The sequence below is a fragment of the Streptomyces populi genome, from assembly GCF_002911015.1.
Lineage (GTDB): Bacteria > Actinomycetota > Actinomycetes > Streptomycetales > Streptomycetaceae > Streptomyces > Streptomyces populi.
Map to the genome: position 1 here is coordinate 56328 of NZ_KZ626876.1, position 22247 is coordinate 78574.

At 71.1% G+C, this 22247-nt stretch carries 20 protein-coding genes and 1 pseudogene; 13 read left to right on the forward strand and 8 right to left on the reverse strand.

The annotated features are described in order from the left end of the window. Positions 1 to 27: 27 nt before the first annotated feature. Positions 28 to 1020 carry a LacI family DNA-binding transcriptional regulator gene (locus CW362_RS20230; protein WP_103550909.1) on the reverse strand — a complete coding sequence of 331 codons (993 nt, stop codon included), beginning with the start codon at positions 1018 to 1020 and terminating at the stop codon, positions 28 to 30. A gap of 321 nt (positions 1021 to 1341) precedes the next feature. Between CW362_RS20230 and CW362_RS20235 the strand changes: the two genes are divergently transcribed. From CW362_RS20235 to CW362_RS20245, 3 genes are all read left to right on the forward strand, one after another. Further along, the gene (locus CW362_RS20235) at positions 1342 to 3072 is read left to right on the forward strand and encodes a discoidin domain-containing protein (protein ID WP_103550910.1); all 1731 of its coding nucleotides are present in this window, start codon (positions 1342 to 1344) and stop codon (positions 3070 to 3072) included. Between the two features lie 132 nt (positions 3073 to 3204). Then, entirely contained in the window at positions 3205 to 4545 is a 1341-nt protein-coding gene (locus CW362_RS20240; protein WP_240657919.1) for a DUF1996 domain-containing protein, read from the forward strand. Beyond that, a complete protein-coding gene (locus CW362_RS20245) occupies positions 4521 to 5075 on the forward strand; it encodes a DUF305 domain-containing protein (protein WP_103550912.1) in 555 nt (184 codons plus the stop codon). The genes CW362_RS20240 and CW362_RS20245 overlap by 25 nt, the downstream gene beginning before the upstream one ends. A 99-nt stretch (positions 5076 to 5174) precedes the next feature. Here the strand turns inward: CW362_RS20245 and CW362_RS45860 are convergent, their stop codons facing one another. Then, positions 5175 to 5507, reverse strand: a complete 333-nt coding sequence (locus CW362_RS45860; RefSeq protein ID WP_376454574.1) for a hypothetical protein — start codon at positions 5505 to 5507, stop codon at positions 5175 to 5177. Positions 5508 to 5640: 133 nt separating this feature from the next. Continuing rightward, a complete protein-coding gene (locus CW362_RS43375) occupies positions 5641 to 5835 on the reverse strand; it encodes a hypothetical protein (RefSeq protein ID WP_162684160.1) in 195 nt (64 codons plus the stop codon). 605 nt (positions 5836 to 6440) lie between these two features. Between CW362_RS43375 and CW362_RS20260 the strand changes: the two genes are divergently transcribed. The 6 genes from CW362_RS20260 (at position 6441) to ruvB (ending at position 11928) form a co-directional block, all read left to right on the forward strand. Then, positions 6441 to 7415 carry an ATP-binding protein gene (locus tag CW362_RS20260; RefSeq protein WP_103550928.1) on the forward strand — a complete coding sequence of 325 codons (975 nt, stop codon included), beginning with the start codon at positions 6441 to 6443 and terminating at the stop codon, positions 7413 to 7415. Further along, a complete protein-coding gene (locus CW362_RS20265) occupies positions 7412 to 7927 on the forward strand; it encodes a hypothetical protein (RefSeq protein ID WP_103550913.1) in 516 nt (171 codons plus the stop codon). The genes CW362_RS20260 and CW362_RS20265 overlap by 4 nt, the downstream gene beginning before the upstream one ends. Next, on the forward strand, positions 7924 to 8706 hold the full coding sequence (locus CW362_RS20270; protein ID WP_103550914.1) for a zinc finger domain-containing protein: 783 nt from the start codon (positions 7924 to 7926) through the stop codon (positions 8704 to 8706). Before CW362_RS20265 ends, CW362_RS20270 begins: the two co-directional genes overlap by 4 nt. A gap of 222 nt (positions 8707 to 8928) precedes the next feature. Continuing rightward, positions 8929 to 9432: a single-stranded DNA-binding protein gene (locus tag CW362_RS20275; RefSeq protein WP_103550915.1), complete on the forward strand. Its 504-nt coding sequence runs from the start codon at positions 8929 to 8931 to the stop codon at positions 9430 to 9432. A gap of 61 nt (positions 9433 to 9493) precedes the next feature. Then, positions 9494 to 10663 carry a recombinase RecA gene (gene recA, locus CW362_RS20280; RefSeq protein WP_103550916.1) on the forward strand — a complete coding sequence of 390 codons (1170 nt, stop codon included), beginning with the start codon at positions 9494 to 9496 and terminating at the stop codon, positions 10661 to 10663. A 44-nt stretch (positions 10664 to 10707) separates the two neighbouring features. Then, the gene (ruvB, locus tag CW362_RS20285; protein ID WP_240657921.1) at positions 10708 to 11928 is read left to right on the forward strand and encodes a Holliday junction branch migration DNA helicase RuvB; all 1221 of its coding nucleotides are present in this window, start codon (positions 10708 to 10710) and stop codon (positions 11926 to 11928) included. A 123-nt stretch (positions 11929 to 12051) separates the two neighbouring features. On the opposite strand, the gene CW362_RS20290 is transcribed toward ruvB, so the two are convergent. Beyond that, the gene (locus CW362_RS20290) at positions 12052 to 12996 is read right to left on the reverse strand and encodes a CU044_5270 family protein (RefSeq protein ID WP_103550917.1); all 945 of its coding nucleotides are present in this window, start codon (positions 12994 to 12996) and stop codon (positions 12052 to 12054) included. Further along, on the reverse strand, positions 12993 to 13556 hold the full coding sequence (locus tag CW362_RS20295; RefSeq protein WP_103550918.1) for an RNA polymerase sigma factor: 564 nt from the start codon (positions 13554 to 13556) through the stop codon (positions 12993 to 12995). Before CW362_RS20295 ends, CW362_RS20290 begins: the two co-directional genes overlap by 4 nt. Positions 13557 to 15027: 1471 nt before the next feature. On the opposite strand from CW362_RS20295, the gene CW362_RS20300 reads away from it, so the two are divergent. Further along, entirely contained in the window at positions 15028 to 15831 is an 804-nt protein-coding gene (locus CW362_RS20300; RefSeq protein WP_103550919.1) for a CAP domain-containing protein, read from the forward strand. On the opposite strand, the gene CW362_RS20305 is transcribed toward CW362_RS20300, so the two are convergent. Further along, positions 15761 to 16870 carry a tetratricopeptide repeat protein gene (locus tag CW362_RS20305; RefSeq protein ID WP_103550920.1) on the reverse strand — a complete coding sequence of 370 codons (1110 nt, stop codon included), beginning with the start codon at positions 16868 to 16870 and terminating at the stop codon, positions 15761 to 15763. The two genes, CW362_RS20300 and CW362_RS20305, sit on opposite strands and share 71 nt — an antisense overlap. Before the next feature lie 389 nt (positions 16871 to 17259). Then, a pseudogene (locus tag CW362_RS20315) lies at positions 17260 to 18028 on the reverse strand (IS5 family transposase). Positions 18029 to 18328: 300 nt separating this feature from the next. Between CW362_RS20315 and CW362_RS20325 the strand changes: the two are divergent. Next, positions 18329 to 18910, forward strand: coding sequence for a hypothetical protein (locus tag CW362_RS20325; RefSeq protein WP_103550922.1), 582 nt, complete (start codon positions 18329 to 18331; stop codon positions 18908 to 18910). A gap of 473 nt (positions 18911 to 19383) precedes the next feature. Next, positions 19384 to 19806, forward strand: a complete 423-nt coding sequence (locus tag CW362_RS20330; protein ID WP_240657922.1) for a hypothetical protein — start codon at positions 19384 to 19386, stop codon at positions 19804 to 19806. Positions 19807 to 20386: 580 nt separating this feature from the next. Here CW362_RS20330 and CW362_RS20335 read toward each other — a convergent pair. Then, on the reverse strand, positions 20387 to 21415 hold the full coding sequence (locus tag CW362_RS20335; RefSeq protein WP_103550923.1) for a YrhB domain-containing protein: 1029 nt from the start codon (positions 21413 to 21415) through the stop codon (positions 20387 to 20389). Between the two features lie 319 nt (positions 21416 to 21734). Between CW362_RS20335 and CW362_RS44665 the strand changes: the two genes are divergently transcribed. After that, positions 21735 to 22184, forward strand: a complete 450-nt coding sequence (locus tag CW362_RS44665; protein WP_240657924.1) for a DUF6233 domain-containing protein — start codon at positions 21735 to 21737, stop codon at positions 22182 to 22184. Positions 22185 to 22247 lie beyond the last annotated feature (63 nt).

Sequence of the window (22247 nt, forward strand, 5' to 3'; positions counted from 1 at the left end):
GCGGGGAAACGGGCCCGGGCCCTCCGTTCAGCTGGACTCGCGGACCACGAGTTCGTTCGGCATGATCACCGGTTTCCTGGGGCCGCCCTCGATGAGCGCCAGCAGCAGGCGCACCGTCGCGGTGGCCTGGTCGGCCATGGAACTGCGCACCGAGGTGAGCGCGGGAGTGGTGTAGGCGGCGGCCTCGATGTCGTCGAACCCGACCACGGCCACGTCGTCGGGGACCCGGCGGCCCGCCTGGTGCAGGGTGCGCAGCGCCCCGATGGCCATGAGGTCGTTGGCCGCGAACACCGCGTCGACGTCCGGGTCGTCCTCCAGGAGCTGCCGCATGGCTTCCGCGCCCGACACCCGCGTGAAGTCGCCCAGCGCGACGATCGAGCGGCGGCCGGTGTCCCGCAGGGTCGCGCGGTACCCCTCGAGCCGTTCGCGGGACTCGTACAGGTCCAGCGGCCCGGTGATCGTGGCGATCCGGCGTCTGCCCCGCTCCAGCAGGTGCCGTACGGCCAGCTCCGCACCGCCCGCGTTGTCCAGCGCCACGTACGGGACGTCCGTCGCGGCGGTGCGGTTGAAGGACGCGACGGGCAGGCCCATGCGGGCGAGCGCGGCCGGCAGGGGATCGGCGCCGTGCAGCGCCACGAGCATCACGCCGTCCACGTGGCCCCCCGCCACGTAGCGCTCCACCCGGGCCCGGCTCTCGTCGGACTCGGCGAGGATCAGTACCACGCGTCTGCCGACGGCCTCCAACTCCCGGCTGACGGTGCGCACCACGGTGGAGAACAGCGGGTCGTCGGACACCACGCCCTTGGGCGGGTCGGACACGACCACGGCCACGGCGTCCGTGCGGCGGGTGACCAGGTTGCGGGCGGCGGCGTTCGGCACGTAGCCGAGTTCCCGCACCGCCTGCATGACGACGTCCCGGATCTCCGGCGCGACGGTGGTCTCCCCGTTGACGACCCGGGAGACGCTCGACTTGGACACGCCGGCCCGGGCGGCGACCACCTCGAGCGTGGGTCGTTTCATCGCCTTCCGATCACCGGTGCCCGGTCGTCGAGTTCAGGGAGCGTTTCCCTCAGGATGACCTCGGCCCGATCCGCCTGTCAACGACGCCTTCCACGCACCTGGTTGACGGTCCCTCGCCTCAACCGGCCGGTCTCCGGCGCCGGTCGGCCGGCGCCGCGTGCACCGCCGCAGTGGATCTCAGGAACCGTTCCCTGACACGCAGCACGTGCGTCGGTGGTGTTACCGGCCTGTTGCCGAAAGCCTTGACAGGTCACCGACACCGGCCCATTCTCACCCCTCAGGGAGCGCTCCCTCATCCTTTCCCCCACTGAGGAGTCGCCCGTGCATCCCCTGCTCCGCCGCTTCGGCTTACCCGCCCTCGTCGCGGCCGTCCTGCTCACCCTCGTCAGCCTGCCCGCGCCCCGCGCCCACGCCGCCGAGACCCTGCTGTCGCAGGGCCGTCCCGTCGTCGCGTCGAGCACCGAGGACCCGTTCACCGCGCCGGGAGCCGTGGACGGCAACCCCGCGACACGCTGGTCCAGCGCCTTCTCCGACCCGCAGTGGATCAGGGTCGACCTCGGGGCCCCGGCCCGGATCAGCCGTGTCACCCTCCAGTGGGAGGCCGCCTACGGCAAGGCCTTCCGCATCCAGGTGTCGGACGACGCCGAGACCTGGTCCACCGTCCACGAGACGGCGGACGGCACCGGCGGCACCCAGAACCTGACCCTCACGGCCACCGGCCGCTACGTCCGCATGTACGGCACCCAGCGCGGCACTCAATACGGCTTCTCCCTCTGGGAGTTCCAGGTGTACGGCACGGCCGGCACCGGCGGCGACCCCGGTGGCGGTGGCGGGGACACCCTGCTGTCGTACGGGAAGACCGGCGCGGCCTCCTCGTCGCAGAGCGACGGCAACTGCTGGGAGTGCACCCCGGCCCGGGCCTTCGACCGCGACCCGGCCTCCCGGTGGGCGACCAGCTCCACCACCGGCTGGACCGACCCCGGCTGGATCTCCGTCGACCTGGGCGCGACCGCGCAGATCACCGAGGTCGTCCTGCAGTGGGACCCCGCCTACGCCAAGTCCTTCCAGATCCAGGTCTCGCCCAACGGCACCGACTGGACGCCGATCTACTCGACCACGTCCGGCACCGGCTTCAAACAGACCCTGGCCGTCTCCGGCACGGGGCGCTACGTCCGCATGTACGGCACCGAACGCGCCACCCCATACGGCTACTCCCTCTGGGAGTTCCAGGTGTACGGCACCGGAGGCGCCCCCGTCCCGGCGCCGCCGCTGCCGCCGGACCCGGCGCAGCCGCCGCGGCTGGTGTGGAGCGACGACTTCGACGGAGCCGCCGGCAGCAAGCCCGACCCGGCGAAGTGGCGCGCCGACCCCGGCACCGGCCAGAACGGCGAGCTGCAGTACTACACCGACCACCAGAACGCCGCGCTCGACGGCGGCGGCCACCTCGTCATGGAGGCCCGCAAGGAAGCCAGCCCCGGCCGGGCCTGCCCGCCCGACCCGCTGACCGGCAGCACCACCTGCCAGTACACCTCGGCCCGCATGAACACCGGCGCCACCTTCCAGTTCACCTACGGACGCGTCGAGGCCCGCATCAAGGTGCCCAAGGGCAACGGGCTGTGGCCCGCCTTCTGGATGATGGGCGCCGACTTCCTCACCGGCCGTCCGTGGCCGTACAACGGCGAGGTCGACATCATGGAGGTCCTCGGCAAGGACGTGAAGACGGCCTACTCGACCGTGCACGCTCCCGCCTACAACGGCGGCAACGGGATCGGCTCGCCGTACCGGCTGCCCTCGGGCGCCGACTTCTCGGACGACTTCCACACCTGGGCCGCCGACTGGAACAGCAAGGGCATCGTCTTCAGCCTCGACGGGCGCACCGTGTTCACCCTGGACAAGGACCAGGTGGAGCGCACGCGCGGACCCTGGATCTTCGACCACCCGCACTACATGATCCTCAACCTCGCGGTCGGCGGCGACTGGCCCGGCCCGACCGACGCGTCGACGCCGTTCCCGTCCCGGATGCTCGTCGACTACGTGCGCGTGTACCAGTAGCGCAGCCGGCACCGGCCCCCTTGCCGGGTCCGGCCCGGACACCTCGGTTCCGGGCCGGACCGCGGCCGCACCACGCCCCACCCCCTCCGATGAGGAAGTGACATGCGCAGACACCCCTTACACCTCTATCCCGTGTTGGTCGGTGCCCTGGCGATCGCCCTGGCCGCCGCCCTCGGCATCACCCTCGGCGCCCCCGCGGCGCGGGCCGCCACCGTCACCGTCCAGGCCGAGTCCTACGCCGCACAGTCCGGCGTCGCCCTGGAGACGACCGCCGACATGGGCGGCGGGCAGAACGCCGCCTACCTCGCCGACGGCGACTGGATGCGCTTCGACCAGGTCGACCTCGGGCCCGCCGGCCGCCTGACGGTGTCGGCGCGCATCGCCGCCGCCACGGGCAGCGGGTCCGTCGAACTGCGCACCGGTTCCCTGACCGGCCCCCTGCTCGCCGTGATCCAGACCGGCCCCACCGGGGGCTGGCAGACCTGGGCGACGCGCAGCGCCGACGTCACCACCCACCCGACCGGCGCCCAGACCGTGTTCGCGGTGCTGCGCAGCACCACGCCCGGCGACTTCGTCAACATCAACTGGTTCTCGGTCGTCAGCGGCGGCGACGAGCCCGCGCCGGGCTGGGTCGACGTCGACCAGACCAAGTGGCAGGCCCAGCTGACCCAGTTCCGGGCGATGACCCCGGCGCCGGTGCCCGCCAACGCCGTGCGCGTCCCCGAGTTCAACGCCACCTGCACCTACAGCCACTCCAAGCCGGACGACCCGATCGTCGCCCCGGGCCTGCCCGGCGCGTCCCACATGCACAGCTTCTTCGGCAACAAGAGCACCGACGCGTTCACCACCACCCAGAGCCTGCTGGGCAACACGGGTACGACCTGCACACCCGCCAAGGACCTCTCGGCGTACTGGATCCCCACGCTCTACGAGCGCGGCAAGGCGGTCGAACCCGACGGGATGATCGTCTACTACGGGTCGCGGCTGCCCGACCCCACGGCGACCGTGCCCTTCCCGCAGGGCTTCCGCATGATCGCGGGCAACGCCAAGGTGCAGGTGGCCACCCCGGCCGGCTCGCCCAACCAGTTCTGGTGCGCCGGACCCGGCGGCGAGACCGGCCGCAGCGCCGACGGCAACTGGCCGCTGTGCGCCCCCACCGCCAAGCTGGTGTACCAGCTGGTCTTCCCGGACTGCTGGGACGGCAAGCACCTCGACAGCCCGGACCACAAGTCGCACGTCGCCTTCACCTACGACGGCAAGTGCGGCGGCGCCTACCCGGTCGCCATCCCCTCGGTGTCGTTCGTCATCAGCTACCCGACCAGCGGGAGCGCCGACGGGTTCAGCCTCGCGTCGGGCATGGCCTCGTCCATCCACGGTGACTTCTTCAACGCCTGGGACACCGCGGCCCTCGGGCAGCGCGTGAAGGACTGCATCGTGCAGAGCGCCAAGTGCAACTCCGCCGGAACGTTCTGACCCGGCGGACGGCGGCCGCCCTGCTCCTGGGCCTGGCGGTCGCCGGCTGCACCCCGCAGTCGGCGGCCGACAGGCCCGCGCCCGCCGCCTTCAACGACACCGACACGGCATGGATCCAGTTGATGATTCCCATGGACGAACGGGCCTCGCTGCTCGTCGACTTGGCGCCCGCCCGCGCCGGTCGCCCGGCCCTGGCCGGCTGGGCCGAGGAGGCGGGAAGGAGACTGAAGGACGAACTCGTCGGCCTGCGTGAGCTGTTGGAGGCCTCGGGCGTTCCCGACACCCGCCCCCACGAGGGGCACAACATGCCGGGCATGGTCACGCTCGACACGGTGCGCAGGGCGAGGACGGTGACGGGCGAGAGCTTCGACCGCCTCTTCACCGAGAGTCTGCGGGCCCATCTGGTCCAGGTCCGCACGCTGTGCGCGAGTGAACGCACGTCAGGGAGCGCCGAGCGGGCGAAGGACCTCGCCGCCGTCACCGAAAGGAGCGTGGCCCAGCAGATCACCCGGCTCGACGCCCTCCGGTGACGGCCGCCGGTGCCGACCGTCACCGGCAGAGGGGAGCAGTCCCGTCACGCGCCGTCCCGCACGGACGTGAAGAACTCGGTCACCCGCTCCAGCTCCTTCTCACCGGACATCGCCTCCAGGCCGGCGGCGGACTCGGTGGCGGACACCTTGCTGCGGGGGGAAGAGGGCCTCCTCGTACGCCGCGAGGGCCGCCTCCCGGTCGCCCGGGTGCGCGGCGACGGCCTGGGCGAGTCCGGCGCCGTCGAGCATCGCCAGGTCGGCGCCCTCGCCGGCGAAGGGGAACATCAGGTGGGTCGCGTCGCCGAGAGGGGCGGCGAGCTTGAACGCGGTGTACCGACTGCCTGCGTCGTTGTGGTGGAGCAGCCGTCCGGGCTGGTGCCGGATCCCCTCGCGGCCGCGCCGCCGCAGGCCCATCTCCAATGTGGCCGGCACGAGTTCGGTGTGTTCGGTGAGGGCGGCGGACCAGCCGACGACGCGGCGGGAGAGGACGTCGACGACGAAGGCGTTTCCCGCCGGATCCGGCGGGCTCCGTAGCCACGGTGGTCGGCGTCGAACCCAGCCTGGATCAGCACCTCGACTCGCGGCTTGCGTGGGTGATGAGGCGGGCCGCGGATTCCGGGGCGGGCCGCCGGCCACGGGTGACCCGCGGGGTGATCCTTGTTCGGCAGCCGGTGGGGGTGTCGGTGGAGAGGGTCTGCTCGACGACGGGGCGACCGATCTCGAAGGCGTCGGCGGCCCGGCGGCCTCGAGGGGCGGTCACGCGGCCACCGCCTCCGCGGGCGGGGCGGTGCCGGGGCGGTACGCCGGCCTCCGGCGTAAGGCCAGGCAGCCTGCGGCTGGTCTACCTGGGCGGCGGGGACGTGCTCACTTGCGATCCGGCGGAGGCTGCTCTGCGGGCCGTGGAGCGCAAGGTGTCGGCGCCGTGGGACGCGATCGGACGGGCGACGCGGACCGGCGGCCGGCTCCCGAACCGGCCGGCTGTGCGACTGGTGCCCCCATCGGGCGCTGTGCCCGGCCTGGGGCGGCGCCCTGCCGCCTTGTCCCCTGGCTGTCACCACGGACCCGGCCGCGGGGGAGGGCGAACGCCCGGCCGCCGACGCCGGCTGGGACCGGAGGCGTCCGATACCCGCATGTGCGCGGGGGCATTATACGCCTCGGTGCCGACATTCCAACCTTTCCTGTATTTTTCTTGCGAAAAAGGGTGGATTGTTACTTCTGGGGCGCCTAGTGTGGGTGCAGACAGCAATTCGAATGCATATTCGATCCGAGCGACGGCCACGCGGGGGCACGTCCTGCCGGACGAGGACCGCGTCCCCTGCCGGCAGGCCCACCCGGAACCGCCGTCGCAGACGCCAGGAGAACGGCGTGAACCTCACCTTCACCACCGCCACCAAGGAACAGGCCAAGGCCCGCATCGCGCTCGCCGGTCCCACCGGGTCGGGCAAGACCTACACCGCCCTGGTCGCCGCCGCCGGGCTCGGTGAGCGGGTCGCCCTGATCGACACCGAGCACGGCAGCGCTGCCAAGTACGCCGACGAGTTCGCCTTCGACACCCTCCCGCTCACGACGTTCCAGCCCACCACCCTCGTCGACGCGCTCGCGGTGGCCGCCCACGAGGGCTACGACGTCATGATCGTCGATTCCCTGAGTCACTTCTGGTCCGGCACCGGCGGGATGCTGGAGCAGGTCGACAACGCGGCCAAGCGCCTCGGGGCGGGCGGCAACTTCGCCGGCTGGAAGGAGGCCCGCCCCCAGGAGCGGGCGATGATCGATGCCCTGCTCGCCTACCCCGGCCACCTCATCGTCACCATGCGCACCAAGACCGAGTACGTCGTGGAGGCCGACGAGCGCGGCCGCAAGGTGCCGCGCAAGATCGGGCTCAAGCCCGAGCAGCGGGAGGGCATCGAGTACGAATTCGACATCGTCGGCGATCTCGACCACGAGAACACCCTGGTGATCTCCAAGTCCCGGGCGAAGCCGCTGTCCGGGACGGTGCTCCACAGGCCGGGCCCGGAGTTCGCCGAGGCCGTCCGCGACTGGCTGGAGGCCGGCAAGCCCGTCCCCTCCGTGTCCGACTACGTCACGGCGGCCACCGCGCCGGGCGCCAGCCACGAGGAACTGCGCGACCTGTACGAGAAGGCCCGTCGGCACAACCTGCTCGGCGCCGCTGTCCTGGACGACACCGGGGAGACCCACACGCTCGGCCAGCTGATAGTGCGCCACGGCACCGTGGCGGCGAGGAACAGGGTCGCCGAGGACGTCGAGTCCGGGGCCGGAACCAGGCGGGCGAACGGGAGCAAGCAGGAGAACGGGGCCAAGCGGAAGGACAAGTCCGCATGAGCCTCAAGGAGCACGCCACCCGGGTCGCCGTGCTCCGGGTGCTGCGCGACGCCGTCGACGCCGAGTACCAGACCGAGCGCCACGAGGTCCTCGAAGGGCTGCGCGCGGCCCGTGCCGAGCTGAACCTGAAGTCGGTCCGGGTGGCCCTGCCGGACGACACACCGGTCGCCACCCTCACCCTCGTCGACCCCAAACCGACGGTCGTGGTCGTCGACGAAGAGGCCTTCACCGCCTGGGTGGCCGAGAACCACCCCGGCGAGGTGGAGACGCTGGTCCGGGTGCGCCCCAGCTGGCAGCGGCAATTTCTCGTCCGGCTGACCTGCCTCGAGCCGGTCGCCGACCCGTACACCGGCGAGGCGATCCCGGGGCTGGGCGTGCTGTCGGCCTCCGAACCGCGGTCGTTCAGCCTGCGTCCCCTGCCCGGCGGGCGGGAACGGATCGCCCGCGCCTTGCACATCGGCACGCTCGACCTGCGCCGTCTGCTCCCCCTCGAGGGCGGCGAGGATCCATGACCGCTGTCGTCACCCACCCCGACCGGGACACGCTCGACACGGTGTGGTTCCTGGTCTCCCAAACCGGTCACCTCGATTGTGGCCGCTGGACGTTCGAGGACGACAAGCTGCTGCGGTGCGCCTGCGGGGCCGTCCTGTACGTGTACCAGCAGCCGGCGGATGCGGCGGGAAGCGGCGCACCGGCGTCAGCCGGGACGTTCCCCCGCGGAAGGGAAGAGTGCATGCTGCCAGCCGAGACGGCCCAGCTCGTCGCCCTGGTCGCGGCGATGTGCCCGTCGATGCACCTGGAAGACACCACGACGGACGCCTGGCACCTGCTGCTCGCCGACCTGGACGTCGCCGATGTACGGGCGGCCGTGATCCGGCTGGGCAGGCAGCGGTCCGATATCGCCGCCGCCGACATCCGCGCCGAGGTACGCGCGATCCGGGAGGAACGGCTCGCCCGCAACCCGCTGCCACTTCCGGACAGCGACCCTGACGATCCGCGCCGTTATCGTGCGGAACTCCTCTCGCTGGTGAGCGCGATCGCCTCAGGGCAGCGAGTTCGGCGCACACCCGCCGCCCCGGGCAGTCCGCCCTCCCACCTCACCGGCTCGAAGCGCGACTCGCGTGCCCGGTCCCTCCGCGTGCCCTGTCCCTGGTGCGGGGCCGCCGCAGGCCGTCCCTGCACCGTCCCCCGGCTCGGAATCCCGCTGAGGAGGGCCCCTGCCCACCACGCACGGCTCCTCGCAGCCGGGCTCGCCGAGCCCGGGCCGAGGCGGGAGGGGGAAACGGGGTGAACCCGGTGATCGCCCCGACTCGGGGAAAGCCACGTACCGGAGCCCTGCCACCCCTCGCCACCGCGACTCCCCTGGAGACCCGCGCCGCCCAGCTCACCCCTCACACCTGACCGGAGCGGCGCAGCCTCCCCTCCGGGCACCATCACCACCGGTACGAGGCTGCCCGTCGAACTCGAACCGGCACGGGTGAGGAACCACCCGTCGCACGAGAGGAAAACCGCCATGGTCGGTGAAACCGTCATCACCGTCGTCGGCAACCTGACCGACGACCCCGAGCTGCGCCTCACCCCGTCCGGCGACACGGTCGCGCACTTCACCGTCGCGTCCACGCCCCGCACCTTCGACCGGCAGAGCAACGAATGGCGGGACGCCGAGACGCTGTTCCTGCGCTGCTCGGTCTGGCGGCAGGAGGCGGAGCACGCCGCCGAGTCCCTGACCCGCGGCACCCGCGTCATCGTCCAGGGGCGGCTGCGCCAGCGGACGTACGAGACCCGGGAGGGCGAGAAGCGGACCGTCATCGAGCTGGAGGCCGACGAGATCGGCCCGTCGCTGCGGTTCGCCGCCGTGACGATCACCAAAACTCCGTACGCCGCCGTCCCCGCCGGTTCCCGCGGCGGCCCCCGTCCTCCCGCCGAGGACCCGTTCAACCGGCCCGGCGGCGGCGAGCGGCCGGTCCCCGCCGAGGGCGGACAGCAGGCCCTCCGCGAGGAGACGGAGCCCTTCTGACGGGTCGGCGCACCCGTGCGCCGGCCGCGACCACACACCGCACCCATCCGAGGCGGACCCCATGAAGGAACAGGACCGCGAGGAAGCGCTCGAACTCGCCCTCGCCCAGATCGAAAAACAGTTCGGCACGGGCTCGGTGATGCGCCTGGGCGATGAGCCGGGGGTCCCCGTCGAGGTCATCCCCACCGGCTCGATAGCCCTGGATCTCGCCCTCGGTGTCGGCGGCCTGCCGCGCGGCCGCGTGGTGGAGATCTACGGCCCGGAGTCCTCCGGCAAGACGACCCTGGCCCTGCACGCCATGGCCAACGCGCAGAAGGCAGGCAGGCCCGCGGCGTTCATCGACGCCGAGTACGGCCTCGACCTCGAGTACGCCAAGCGGCTCGGCGTCGACACCGACACCCTGCTGGTCTGCCAGCCGGACAACGGCGAACAGGCCCTGCAGATCGCCGACACCCTCATCCACTCCGGCGCCCTGGGCCTCATCGTCATCGACTCCGTCGCCGCGCTGGTGCCGCGCGCGGAGATCGAGGGCGAGATGGGCGACCCGCACGTGGGTCTCCAGGCCCGGCTGATGAGCCAGGCGCTTCGGAAGATCGCCGGCGCGCTGAGCCACTCCGGAACCACGATGATCTTCATCAACCAGCTGCGCGAGAAGATCGGCGTGGTCTTCGGCTCGCCGGAGACCACGACCGGTGGCCGCGCCCTGAAGTTCTACTCCTCGGTCCGCCTGGACATCCGCCGGATCGAGACCCTCAAGGACGGCACCGAGCCGGTGGGCAACCGCACCCGCGTCAAGGTGGCCAAGAACAAGGTCGCCCCGCCGTTCAGGCAGGCCGAGTTCGACATCCTCTACGGCCGGGGCATCAGCCGCGAGGGCGAGCTGATCGACCTGGGCGTTCAGCAAGGCCGCGTCCGCAAGTCCGGCGCCTGGTACACGTACGAGGGCGACCAGCTCGGCCAGGGCAAGGAGAACGCCCGCGCCTTCCTCAGGGACCACCCCGACCTCACCGACGAGATCGAGAAGAAGACCAGGGAGAAACTGGGCATCGGGACGAAGCCGGAGGCCCCGGCGGCGGAGCCCCGGGCGGACAGGGCGAACCGGGTGGCCGCACCCGGCACCGTGCCGTTCGACTCGGCCGCGGCCGGCCGGCGCTCCACCGGGTCGGCCGCGTCGGCCCCGAGCGGTCCGGCCCCCCGCGTCCTCCTCGACGGCACCCCGGCCGGGCCGTGAAGACCAGCCGGCCGCTCCCTCGCTCCGGCGCAAGGCGAACGCCGGTGAACCGGGACGGCACCATGTTCCCCGGCGCCGCCACGCCTCGGGACGAGACGCCGACCCCGGGCAGGACCGCCGTCGGCCGGCCCACCGCGGCGGAGCCGGTCCACCGGCCGGTCGCGGCCGCCGCCGACGGCGAGGAACGGGTCACCGAGGCGGCGTTGCGCCCCAAGGACCTGGACGGGTTCATCGGCCAAGTACGGGTCCGCGAGCAGCTCGACCTCGTCCTCAGGGCCGCGCGGCAGCGGAGCGCCACCGCCGACCACGTGCTGCTCTCCGGTGCCCCGGGGCTCGGCAAGACCACCCTGGCGATGATCATCGCCGCGGAGATGGAAGCCCCGCTGCGCATCACCTCCGGCCCCGCCATCCAGCGCCCCGGAGACCTGGCGGCGGTCCTGTCCTCGCTCACCGGCGGCGAGGTTCTCTTCCTCGACGAGATCCACCGGATGTCCCGGCCCGCCGAGGAGATGCTCTACCTGGCGATGGAGGACTTCCGCGTCGACATCGTCGTCGGCACCGGCCTCGACGCGACCGCCATGTCCATCGAGCTGCCGCCGTTCACCCTCGTCGGTGCCACCGTCCGGGCCGGCCTGCTGCTCCCGCCGCTGCGCGACCGCTTCGGCTTCACCGCCCACATGGAGTTCTACGACCCGGCCGAACTGGAGCGCGTCATCCACCGCTCCGCCCGGCTGCTGGAGGTGGAGGTCGAGCCCGCGGGCGCCGCCGAGATCGCCGGCCGCTCCCGCGGCACGCCCCGCATCGCCAACCGGCTGCTGCGCCGGGTGCGGGACTACGCCGAGGTCACCGCGGACGGAGCGGTCACCCGCCAGATCGCGTCCGCGGCCCTGGGCGTCTACGAGGTCGACGGTCGTGGCCTGGACCGCTTGGACCGGGCCGTGCTGCATGCCCTGCTGAAGCTGTTCGGTGGCGGACCGGTCGGTCTGTCCACCCTCGCGGTCGCCGTGGGGGAGGAGCAGGAGACGGTGGAGGAGGTCGCCGAGCCGTTCCTGGTCCGGGAGGGGCTGCTGGCCCGGACGCCCCGGGGGCGGGTCGCGATGCCCGCCGCCTGGGCCCACTTCGGGCTCGTACCGCCGCCCGGGTCGCCCCGGGCCGCGCCCCCGGGACACCGGAACGGCAATTCCGGACAGGACGACCCGCCCGGAGGCCGCACCGGACGGACCACCTCCCCGGCCGCCCTCCGGCACCGGCCCCCGCGACGGTGAGACCCGTCGGCGCGGTGCCTCGGTCGGAGCATGGAGCAGTCACGATCGGGGACGTCTTCCGGGAAGGTGAGGTCGGGGCGGGAACCGCCGGTGGCCTGCCCCGCGATTTTTGCTGACGACGGCTCAGCGCACGCTGTCGGCCGGGCCGGCGTACAGGTACGTGTCCCGTTCGGTGACGTGGTCCGCGTCGTCGTCCCGCACGTGGTAGATCTCGAGGAGCTGCCCGTCGGACGGCCGCACGATCCAGTTCGGATCGTGCGGGCTGTGTGCGAAGTTCTTGGACCACTTCCAGGAGATCTCGGTGCCGATCCGGCCGGCTCCGTCCTTCACCCGTTCCGTCACCTCGGCGCCGGGCGTGTCCGCCAGAACGCGGTAGAGCGCGGCACGCAGGCGCGGAGAGGCGGGTGAGTCGGTCAACAGCTCGCCCGACTGCCGGACGGCCTGCTCGGCGGCGGATGCCCCCTGGGCGCCCGCCGACAGGAGGCGACGCAGTGCGTCCGGTCGGGTGGGGAGCTTGTCGAGGTTGTCCCAGCTCACTTGCCGGTTGCCGACGCTCCAGCTCGTGCCGCCCCGCGGACCCTTCTTGGTGACGGTTCGGCCGTTCTGGGTCTTGATCACGAGCGCGTTGCGGCTCAGGTAGTACTCGTCGGTGTGGGTCCTGTCGCCTTCCGCCCAGGTCTTGACCGTGGTCTTCCAATACGGAGCGTTCCGCTGGGTTCCGGAAGCGGCCCGGTCGGCCATGGAGTTGAAGAGATCGGCCGCCGAGACACTGGCTGGCGGCTCACTGCCGACACCGACCACCGGGAGGACGGCCACACCCGCAGCGACGGCTGCGACTGCGGCAACGCAGGCGAGGAGCCGGCGCCTGCCGAGGCGGGGTGTCACCACAATGGCGGTGGCGGGAGTGGCGGGTACGGCATGTTCGGTGTCCGCCGCCATCGCCTGGCGCAGAAGAGCGCGGGCCGCCGCGAGCACCGCCGGGTCCGGTGGTTCGGTCCGGCCGGCGTTCTTGAGGGCAGTGGCGCCCGGGAAGTCGAGTACGTGGGTGTCCTGTTCCTCGTGCGTCATGCGAAGTCTCCCGTCAGATTCGTGAGGGTGGTCCCGGTCAGCGCGACACGAAGTCGGGTGCGGGCCCGGTGGAGGCGAGAGCGGGCGGTGCCGGCGGGGATGCCGACGACGGCCGCCGCCTCGGTCGGCGTCAGTTGCTCCCAGGCGACGAGCAGGAGCAACTCGCGCTCCGGCTCGGGAAGCCGGGCGAGCCCGTCGCGCAGCTCGGGCCCCATCGCGGCAGCGTCCAGTCGCTGGTCGACGGCCCGCCACGGGTCGCCCTCCGGGATCTCCGACGCCGCCTGCGAAGCGTCCGTCGCCCGGGACACGGTCTGCCAGTGACGGGCCAGTACGTTCCTGGCGACGCCGAACAGCCAGCCTCTGGCGGGACCCCGTGCGGCGTCGTAGGTGTGGCGGGTGGCGTAGGCCTGCAGCCACACCTCGGAAAGCAGGTCGTCGGCCGCTGTCGGTGCACGGCGTACGAGATAGCCGTGCAGGGCGACGGAATGCCGATCGACCAAGGGCTCGAATGCCGCCGGTTCGCTTACGGCGCGAACCAGCAGATCCTCGTCCGGGTCCATGGAATCTCCTGTCCGAGGCGTCGGGGTGTCGGTCTCATCCCGTACTTGCACGGAAGCAGCGCGAGCGTTCGCACGACCACACGATGGCGGGTCGGCCCGTACGGCCCAAGAGTTCGCACGCGACCGGCCGCACGGGGTGCCCGGCGAGAAGCCGTCCGGATCCAGGACACCGGCAGTGCCCCGGCAGCTGCTGCTGCTCGAATGCCTGCTCAGGGGCCGGCTTCTTCCTCGTGCGCCGTGCAACGAGCCCGCCCGGGAACCGTTGTACGGAACTCCCGGCCGCCCCTGCTCAGAGCCTACGGCGGGCCGCCGGGCGGTCTCCGCCCCGGTCACGAGGACGGCGCTGGCTTCCTGGAACACTTGGTGCAGATGCTGCGTGGGCGCGCTGCCCGGAGTGCCGAGGCCCTCGCGGACGGCGTCGAGCAGGACGGCCGGACGGCGGCCGTAGGCCCGGCCGGCGGGTTGGCCGGGGATGCGTTTCATGCCCTTGGTCGGGGGAGTGCTGGGTCGGCTCCCTGCGGGCGTGCATCTCGTCGGGCGGGTTATGGGATGGACGAAGGCGTTTGTGACGCGTGGCTTCAACCGGTTACCGGATGGCTGTGACAAGGACTCTGAGTACGGCAATGCCGGTGGTCGGGGTCCCGAGGGGTGCGGCGGTCACACTCATGAGCACCGGTGCACCGCACTGCTGCGATCGGTATCGGAACCAAAGTGGCGGCCGGGCCGTACAGGCTGTGAGTCCAGCCAGGTGAGCGCTGGCGTACGGCGTGGTCGGGCCGCCGGCATCCCCGTTGCGCCCCTTCGACGCCTTCTGCCGGATGTCCCGGTGCTGTCCTCTTGCCTTTGCGCCGGGGGCGAGGCGAGGGCGTGTTCGTCGCTCGGTGCCGCGGGGTGGCGTTCGGCGTCCAGGGGGCCCGGCAGCCGCTGGCGGCGGTGATGGCCTGGCGGCAGGTGTGGCCGACGACGTCACGGCGTCCGTGCCGGCGGCCTCGGTGTGCTCCTGCGCACGGTCACCGTCGCCTGACCGCCCTCCCGCATGCCGGGCACCGAAAGGGTTGTGGGGGAAGTCAGTGACATCCCTCACCTGCCCGGTCCCTATCAACGTGCCGCGATAGTACGTGACGTGTGGCCGATATAGGCGGATCTGGCACATGGAAGCAGGCATACGAGACATTTCGGCTGGGGGTGCCGGGTCGGGTCATCGGCCTCGAGCTGCCGGACCGCTTCTGCCGTCCTTCTGACGGAGTGTGAGGTGCCGTCGGCGTCCGGTGCGGCGGCCCGGCACAATCCCGGGCCGGATTCAAGGGTGCCCTCGCCTACTAGGCGAGGTAGTGGAAACCCCCCGTTGTGGTGCTCTTCCGCGGCTTTTAACAATGACGGCCCCGCAAGGCGTCCCCGCAGGCCGAGCGCAGTGTCTGTGCGAAACCGAGCCCGCCGGAGGCGCAAGGAGAGTCGACCGAACGAGGTCCGTATGAGGAACCACCGGAAGCACGGCAGGAAGACGCGCCGCCGGCCCATAGCCGTCGCCGTCCTGGCGATGAGCGCGGTGGCGGTGCCGTCGGCCGCCATGGCGTGTATGGGCGACGAAGGAGCCGAGACCGTCACCGCTACGTCCAGCGGTTCCTGGACGGACGGGAGGAAGGCGTCCTGGGAGGGACACCGGGCGGACGGGAGGAAGGCGTCCTGGGACAGGCACCGGGGGCGGGACGTCCGGACCGCGAAGCCCACGGCGACGGCTTCGTCCTCGGCCTCGCCGACGACCTCTCCCAGGACTGCGGCGCCCGCCCCGCAGAAGTCCAAGGCGCCCGTCTCGAAGACGACCATCCCGCCCGCCCCGACGAGGACCGCCGCCGCACCGAAGCCGCCCACCACCACGGCTCCCGCCGCAGGCGCGGCGAGCCCCGCCGTCGCCCGTGTGGTCGCCCTGGTCAACAGCGAGCGTGCCAAGGTCGGTTGCTCGCCGGTTGCCCTGAACGCGAAGCTCTCGCAGGCCGCCCAGGCCCACAGCGCGGACATGGCGAGCCACAACACCATGTCGCACACCGGTTCCGACGGGTCCGACCCGGGACAGCGGATCACACGCGCGGGCTATCTCTGGAGCACCTACGGCGAGAACGTCGCGTACGGGTACTCCACGCCCGAGCAGGTCATGGCGGGCTGGATGGCCAGCGTCGGCCACAAGCGCAACATCCTGGATTGCGGCTTCAAGGAGATCGGTGTGGGGGTGGCGCAGCCCGGCAACTACTGGACGCAGGACTTCGGCACGGCCCGCTGACGCTCACGGGGCCCATGCCCGTCACGGCCCGTCGGCCATCACGCAGGCCGCAGTCGCTCCGCTCGCTCCGGAGCGGCCGCGGCCTGCGTGGCTGCCGCTGCTGTTCATCGAGGGCCGGCAAGTGTGGGCCGTACTCGACCTGGCGTCCTGACCGCCGGCACTTCGGCACGATCGGCGGGTAGCCGCCTGCCGCGTCTTTCCACCTGTGCGATCTCGGCACGGTGATCACCCCGGCGAAGCCGTGACAGCCGACGGCGTTCCATGCTGCGGCCGGGGGGCGGGGCTGTGATGGTCGGCAGCCACGTTCAGGGAGTTGCCCGTGGGCTCTGGCCTGCCAGTACGCGGCGCCTTCCCGGGCAGCGCGGGTATTGGGGTGCTCCGGCCCCAGTACCCGCAACTGGTCTGCCAGGGTCTGCTCAGGCAGCGGGATGGCGAGGGCCAGGTCCCCCGCCCCCTGGTGAGCAACGGCGAGGCGGTTGCGGGAATGCAGGGTCCGGAAATGGTCTTCGCCCAGCACCCGTACGTAGGCAGTGAGGGAACGTTGGAGGTGTTCGATCTCGCGGGCGGGCGAGCCCTGATCGGTCAGGAATTGCCCGGCACCGTGTAGGAGGTAGGCGGTGATGGCCGTGTCGGTGCCGGTTTCGGCGTGGTCGGCGAGGGTGTCGATGTGGGGGAGCAGGGTTCGCCAGGTGGGCCAGGTGGCGGGGTCGTCGACATCGTCGGGCAGGGTGTTGTACAGGTTGCTGGTGGCTTGCTCGCGGGTGTGGTCGATGTGATCACGTGTGCGGTGGGGGTCGTGGGCGTCGGGAATACGGGCGAGAGCCTGGACGAGACGGTGGACAGCGAGCGTGCCGGTCGAAGGGGCGGGGGTGATCATGTTGTAGGCGGTGAGCAGACCGATTGCCTGGTTCGGTGCAGGTGGGTCGGCAGAGCCGTCCGCAAGGGCAATGGGGATGTTCTCGGGCGCACACCAGGCCAGGGTGCGCAGGAGGTTGGCGGCTGCGGGCTGGCGGGTGGTGGCCCCGCCCTGACCCTGCATGGCCGCCGGGTGCTGGGTGAGCAGTGTGGAGGTAGCCGCGGGGGGAGTGGCTTTTGGGCGGGGTAGGCGGCCGCTTGGTCGATTGCCAGGGGCAGACGGCCGAGTTCGGCGCACAAGTCGGTGGCGCCGTCCAGCTCCCGGAGCCGGTGGCGGTGGTGATGCGGGTGAGCAGGGCGAGGGACTCGTCCTCGTCCAGGACGTCGAGGCGCACCGTGGTGGCGTCGCTCCAGGCGATGGTGAGTCGGCCGGTGATCAGGAACCGGCCGCCGGGGGCGCGGGCGGTCAGCCCGGAGATGTCGGCGGGATCGTTGACGTTGTCGAGGACGAGGAGCCGGCCGGTGTGGCTGGCCAGCCATTGCAGCCCGTATTCGGTCAGTGAGCTCTTTCCATCATCGGCCTGAGCTCGTCAGATGCAGGGTCAGGACGGCTTGGACCAGGCTTGTGCTGCGGGGTGGTCGAGCACCGCAGTTTGCGGAGGAGTCGCCAGGACTTGAGGGTAGCGACGGCCTGCTCGACCAAGGCCCGGATCTTGGCGTGGGACCGGTTGACGGTCTTCTGACCGTCGGAGAGCGTCTCCCAGCGTCCCCAGTACGGAACGCGGACTGTGCCTCCGGCACCTCGGTATCCCTTGTCCGCCCAGCACGTGATGCCGGCGTCCGTGAGCATGCCGACGATGCCGTGTTCACGGGCGGCCCGGACGTCATGGACAGCGCCGGGAAGAGCCGGCGATACCCACAGCAACCGACCGGACGGATCGGCCAGAACCTGCACGTTCATCCCGTGCTTCTTGTGCTTCCCGGAGTAGAAAGGGCGGTCCGCGGCGATCCGGTCGATGGGCAGCAAGGTGCCGTCCAGCAGTACAAGCGCCTTGGCCGATGCCGTACGGGCAGCCTCCTCGAGGGTCGGGGCGAGTGCGGCCAAGAGGTCGACAGCCTCGGCGACGTATCGGTAGGCGGTGGTGATGCCGATACCGAACCCGGCCGCGAGCTGGGCGTAGGGGTGGCCGTTGCGGAGGTGGGCGAGTGTGAGCAGAGCCTGCCGGCCCGGAGTCAGACGCCTCCACCGACTACCGGGCTCCCGGCGGTGTTGGCGGAGCTTGGCGGACAGGAAGCGCAGGGCAGAGCTGGACACGTCGACGCCCGACGGGTACACAAGCACACGAAGCCTCTGGAGGAGACGGATTTCTTGGTCGAAGACCCGTCTAGCAGGGGCTTCACCTGCCTGTCAGCCCAACTGGCCTACGCATCTGCCGGGGTGGAGTCGACTCAGTTCCTCAGGACCCAGGTCGGCGGCCTGCTCGCGACGGACTTTCTCCACCTCGACACCATCGGCCTGCACCGCTTGTACGCCCTGCTCGTCAAGGCATCGTAGGAGCCATGCCGACAGCCGCCCCTCGGCATCGGAGTCCGCCGATCATTCCAGGCGACAGTCCGGACCAGCGGGTGGCACCATGCAGCCATGTGCGAAGACTGCCTGGTCGACTACACACGCTGTGTCCACGTCACCGCTGACGCCACCGACGCATACCGCCAGGCCATGCGGCTGTGCGCGCTGATGGAACACCGCGGCGAGGAGGCGGAACTGCTGACGCTCCTGGAGAGCGTCGACGAGGTCCGCCGAATGGCGGCGGCGCTGCCGAACTCCCGCTTTGTGCATCGCCCTTACCCTGGCGCCCGACCCTCTTGCGGAGCCGACGGCTGCGAACCGGACGTGCCGGTCATGGACGACCGTGAACTGGAGGCACACCTGCCGCTCGAGATGTCGGCACGGTTCGCACCGGGGACGGCCGAGGACCGGGTCATCGCGGCACTGGGCGACAGCGGCAACGCGGTCTTCCTCGTATGGCCGGGCCGCTGGCCGGACAGACCCGAGCACGGCCTGCACGGCTTCCGCCACGACGCGGTACAGGTCGCCTTCCGCGGCGATCACTCCGATCCTGCACTGCCGTCCGGCCGGCACGCGGTCCACGTCCACGTGTCCAAGGAGTCCGGCCACCGCGGCGTCGAGTATCTGGCTGCACAGGCGGGCGTCCACCCGTGACCAACTCGGCGCTCGTGCACGCCGCCGTCCGGTCCGCATCACCGCACTCGTCCAAACCGTCCTCGCCCTACATCTGACCAGCTCAGCGTGAAGTTGGAAAGAGCTCAGTGATAGGGCATGCCGAAGGACGCCAGATACTTCCGCGGCGACGACGGTGTCTTGGGAGGGAATGCCTCCCTCGGCCAGGCCGCGGGTCAGGTGCAGGTGTAGCGGCTGCAGGGTTGTGATCGTGTTGAACCCCACGGGGGTACCGGGCCGTCACCGCCGGCCTCCAGCGCCTTGGCAACTACGGTCAGCCTTTCGTGGCCCGCAGGGTGGGGTGGGTGTTGGGCGGCGAGGTCGCCCTCCCCGCCGTCCTGGCGTAAGTCCTCTGGAACGCCCGGCAGGACCGAGTGCGACGACGAGGATAGGCGGTCGATGAGCGCAAGCTGTTGCAGCACCATTCAAAGCAGGGACAGGCGACGAGGAGCAAGGTGATCACCCAGGGCGTGAAGATCGCAACGCGATGCGATGCCTGCGGGGGTGTGCTGACACGCGATATCGGCCAGTTCATCGATTGCGGACGCCTGTGGTGGGGAACGGAAAGCGCCTGCCAGTCATGCACCGTCGCGTGGTGCGAGCAGGACAGCGGCAGCGAGACTCCGGAGGAGATCCGCCAGGCACTCCTGTCCGAACACGGGCCTGCCCGGCTCCGCCTGATTGAGCCCGAGACCAGCCCGGTGGCCGTCCTGCGTGCTCTTCGCGAAGTGCATGGCCTGACTCTCACGAAAGCAAAGGCCCTGGCAGATGAGTTGAAATCGACCGGGCTGGTGGGAACGCTGGTCGAGATGGAACTTGTGGCTGCCCAGCTCCGGCAGCGCTCAGTCAGGGCGGCGGTTGAGACACAGTCCTGCTGACCGTCAGAGCGAGATCATTAGGTGCCCGATCAGCCGATGCCAGCTTCGTCCTCGATGGCGGTACAGGTATGCGGTGAAGCTGACCGCATACACCGCCACCTGGCACGGACGATGCGCCTGCCCGCGCCACACCCAGCCCGGGGCTTCCGCATGCTGCCGCGGAGCCGGGCCCCGGCGGGCCGGCCGCCGGACCATGACCCGGGCAGGGCGACCGTCGTTGTGCTGGCTGGTGCCGCTCCTTGTCGTGCTGTGACGGCGTCCGGCCGAGTGCCGCATCGGCCCACGACTGACGCGGACAGGTAGGCCCCAGACGCGCCGTGTCGCGCACAGCGCCCCACCCGTGTGACTGTGCCACCCAGCACGCCGGATTATGGGACCGGTCGCGAGGACGGCACGGTTATGACCTCCATCCACCCGCGCAAGCGGCCTCGGCGGCGCAGCGATATCCCCAACAGCCAAGCGGCGGGGGAGTCGCTCGCACGGCTGGCTCGGTGGACCGGGTGGGGTGACCGCGGCCACTCGGTTCGCTGCAAGACCCTCGTGCGCCGGGACGGCCCGCTCTGGCGAGGCGGCTTCGGGATCACCATGGCCACGGGTCGGCGTCGCAGAGTTGATCGCAGAGGGCGAGTATTTCGGCGGTGCCGATGTGCCGCGGTGTCCAGCCGGAGTCGGCGGCATGGGTGATGAAGCGGTCGTCGAGGGCCAGGTGGTAGGTGTTGACGTAGTAGGCCAGGGCCGAGTTCCAGAACCATGTTCCGTCGGTGCGCAGTGAGTTCTCACCGATGAGTGTCCTGTCGCCGCGCAGTTCGTCGTAGAAGGCTGTGCCGCAGACGGCCAGCCGGGTTCCGGCACGCAGGTAGGCGATCAGCTTCGCTTCGTCAGGGCGGGGTTCGGTGGCGATGGAGTCGTGGATGCTCGGCGCGTCGGGCCGGTTGGGCTCGAGTTCGCGGTATGTGCCGAGGTGCTTGGTCGAGCACGGCGGCGGGGTCTGTCTGCGCCGCCGTGCCGTGCTGTTCTGCTTGGACAGTGGAGCGGGTGCCGTCATGGATGTGCTGGCCTCGGTGATGGTTCGCACGCCGAGCGCTACGGGTTCCTTGGGGCGGGGGAGCGCCTCGACAGCCAGCGCGAAGAGGTCGGCCGGCGGGCTCTGCCCGGCCGCCAGGGCGTCCGCGTAGGTTGTTGCCGCACGGATGCTGAGGGCCGGTATGCGTCGTCGGAGCAGCCGCAGGGCGTGGGCCCTGCCCTGGGTGTTGGCGGTCGAGCGCACCTCGTCGTGCAGCGAGTCGACCGGACCAGGCGGCACTTGCCCCTTCACCCGGGTCAGATAGTCGTTCTCCCAGGCTCCGGTGACCGCGTCCACGACCGGGATCTGGTGGAGGCTGCCGTCCTGTTTGTCCACGAGGTAGGGGCCATTGGCCAGCAACGAGTGGCGCGGGGCGCGCGTACGAACGTACTCCTGTGCGTCCCAGGAGACGATCCAACCGAGCCCGTGTTCCAGGACCTGGGTCACCTGCGCAGGGACGGACTGACCGTATGCCGCGAGCTCCTCGAGGTAGGCGCGCTCCAGCTCGGCCTCGACGCGGGAGATGGCGGACTCGCGACTGATCATCCCGCCAGCATCAGGCACCCGATCCAGACCCACCACCGAATTTCAGCGTTCCCCGTACCCAGCGCTCCGTCTGGCGGGCAGCCTCCGGATTCGCGCACGGCCGCTACTGGCCCAACCTCAGGGCCTCCCGCCCCGCGCCGCCCAGCAGGCCGAGAACGGCATCCACACCCTGGTCCTGGCCATCAACGAGGACCAGCACCGACCCCTGACCCAGTACTGCAACAGCATGCTGCGCCGACTGCAGGAGCACTACACTGCGCGCCCAGGACCCCTGACCGAGCGGGCGGCCCGCAGATCACGCCAGTCCCCGTCACCAGGTATGACCAGCCTTGATAGAGCGACTCCATGTTCGACGCGTTCGTCCTGGCCGACAGCCTCCGCCACGAATACCGGCACTGGTGGCCGCTGCCGGTCGCCCCATGTGAACGACCCGGTGCCGTCGAGACTCCCACTGCTCCGCTTCCTGCAGAGGGTGCAGGAACGGGACCTGGCGGCCACCCTACGCTGGATCACCGACGAGGAGCGCCGCGGAGCCGAGCAACAGCTCGGCGTCCAGACCCGCCCGCCAGCACCAGAGTGGCTGATCGGCGCGGGGCTCAACCGGCAGGGCCCGCCCTTGTACGTGCATGTCGGGGACTGCTGGAACGCAGGCAGGCACAGCCGGGACATCAGCCGGGAGCAGGCCCGGCGCGCTCACCGAAGGGGTCAAGGCCTGCTCCCGGCTGAGCCTTTTCCAACCTCATCCCTGTACTGCTCATCGGCCTGCTGACGACTGAACCGATCTGTAGCGGGGTCGTGACCAGCAGATCCGCAGTCTGTCCCGGCGGGCCCG